The 2517-nt window shown below is 75.8% G+C and carries 1 protein-coding gene; it reads right to left on the bottom strand.

Going from position 1 to position 2517, the window contains the following annotated elements:
• Positions 1 to 109: 109 nt before the first annotated feature.
• A partial coding sequence (locus tag ABS772_RS20500) for a cellulose biosynthesis cyclic di-GMP-binding regulatory protein BcsB (protein ID WP_350396589.1) occupies positions 110 to 2517 on the bottom strand: 2408 nt, incomplete at its 5' end.

Below are 2517 nucleotides of genomic sequence, written 5' to 3' on the forward strand. Positions count from 1 at the left end.
GGGGCCGGCTGGGCCGCGGCGGGGCCGGCCGCGGCGAGGGTGACCGCCGAGGCGAGCGCCCATCCGGCGAGGCGCGGGGCGGGACGGCACGGCGCGCGGGGGGGCCGCATCAGGAATTCCTCCGGCCGAGCTGGCGCACGAGGCCCGTGGTGGCGAGGCCGAGGCACAGGGCCATGAACAGGGTCATGCCGACATAGTAGCTCGGATTGAGGGAGAGCCACGCCGCCGAGACCAGGCGGAAATTGGCGAGCGACCAGGCGCGGGTCTCGATCAGCGCGACGCGATCCGGCTGGACCGTGGTGAGGGTGCCGTCCGAGGCGTCGAGGAAGGCGGCGCGCCCGACGAGGCGGGTCCAGACCACCGGATCGACGAGGCAGGACACCGACGCCTTGAGCATCGACGGGTTCGGGGCGGTGACGAGCACGGTGGTCTCGCTGAGCCGGGTTCCGTCGCTCCCCTCGGCGATGATCAGCGAGGCGCGGGGATTGACCGGCACGTCCCCCGCCTTCGGCGCCTCGATCAGGCCGGTCACGTCGCTGCGCAGCCGCAGCGCCCAGTTCGCGAACCGGGACCAGCCCTCCCGCAGCACCGAGGGGACGAAGGCCGCCCCCGACAGGGTCTGGTCCCAGCGGGCCACGAGTTCCTCGTCGGTCTCCGGGCCCGCCGGGCGCGGTGCGCCGCGCGGCGCGGGGGCCGGCGCGGCGGCCGGGATCGCAGGGGGGGCGGCAGAGGGTGCGGCAGGCGGCGCGGCCGCGACGCTGACCGGCACCGCGGCGGGCGGCAGGGCGCAGCGCATCGGCAGGTTGCGGCGCAGCCGGTCGAGGGTCAGCACGCCCTCGGGGCCGAACTGGCCCGGCGTGGCCACCGTCTCGGCCCGCCCCTGCCAGACCCGGCGGATCTCGTCGGGATCGAGGCCCACGGTCTGGATCGTCACCGGGTTGAGGGCACGGGCAGGGGCGACCACGAGGTTGGCGCCGCCCTCGGTGCCGCCCGCATCGGGCACGAGTTCGAAGTCGATGACGCGCTTGGCCGCGATCGCGAGGCGGGCGGCGAGGGTCGCGGCGGCATCCGCCGTCTCGCGGTCCGCGACCGGCAGCACGAGGCGCGGGCGGGTCCCCGGCGCGGTGAACGGCACCGCCCCCGCCTTGACCGCCGCGAGGTCGGGGCTGCGCACGGCGCGCGCCAGGGCCGGGATCTCGAGGCGGGTGCGGTCGAGGAAGAGGAAGCGCGGCTGCCGCGCCGTCGGCGAGAGGGTGTCGCAGACCTTGTCGGAGGCGTTGGGGAGCTGCGCGCTGATCTCGACGCTGTTCAGGCCTGGCCGCCACAGGCTCAGGGGCAGCGGGATGGCCTGGTCGTCGAACACCTCGCCCCGGGCATAGGGCAGCGGCACGCTCGCGGCGTTGCGGCCGTTGATGTCGACGACGATCTGGGCGCTCGAATCGAGGCCCGCGGCGTAGCCACCGGCGAGGTGCAGCATCACCTTGCCGTAGTCGGCGGGGACGAAGTCGGCGGGAAAGCGCAGCTCGATCCGGGTGCGCAGCAGGCGCCCGTTGAACTCGCGGCTGGTGACGCCGAGGCGCTCCAGGTCGAGCTGCTCGCCGCCCTGCACCTCGTAGCCCCGGACCAGGGGCGCGAGCGCCGCGCCGGGTCCGCTGCCGCCGGGATCGCCCGCCGCGGCGAGCTGGGTGACGGCCGCCCGCACGTCGTCGGGGCCGGGCCCGGTCACGACGAGCGTCGGCGCGCGGTTGCCCCGCGGCGGCAGCAGGGCGAGCCGCGGACCGGTGATCGGCCCGAGATCCTCGACGCCGTCCGTGCCGCGGATCTCGGCGGCGGTCCCCACGAGGAGGTTGACGCCGTTGCGGCCGGAGAGCGGCGGCCCGAAGCTCACCGCGGGCCGGGCGAGCCGGCTCACGACGGCGAGCGCCTGCACGGCGCCGATCATCCGCTCCAGGCGCGGCAGGGTCGGCTTCTCGTTGAGCAGCACGCCTAAGGGGAGGGCGCCGCTCTCGTCGGGCTCCAGGGCGGCGAGCGATTTCAGGTCGAGGTCGGCGGCCGGCGCGACCACCAGCCCGGAGCGCGAGGGGTCGATCTGCGTCCACAGCTCGTAGGTCGCTTCGATCGCGCAATCGACCCGGTGGCGCTGGCTCGCGGTCAGCGTGACGGCGTTGTAGCCGGCCTTGAGGACGCCGTCGGGGATCGCGAACTCCACGACCTTGACGGCGCCGGGCGCCTGGATCCGGGTCCAGCCGACCTTGGTGCCGTTGACGAGCCCGCTGAGCTCGGAGAATTCCGGCGCCACCGAGATCGCGGAGAGGTAGGAGACGCGCAGCCGCGCCGGACCCCGTGCCTGCCCCTCGGTCAGGTAGACCGGGTATTGCAGCACGTCCTCCTCGCCCGAGAGGCGGAAGCCGCGGGTGCCCGCGGGCAGGCGGCGGGCCGGGGCGATGGTCGCCTGGACCACGGAGCGGGGCTGCGCCGTCGGCGGCTGACCCGCGGACGGGGCGGGGGGCTGTGCGG

It is taken from the genome of Methylorubrum podarium, assembly GCF_040270385.1.
GTDB lineage: Bacteria > Pseudomonadota > Alphaproteobacteria > Rhizobiales > Beijerinckiaceae > Methylobacterium > Methylobacterium podarium.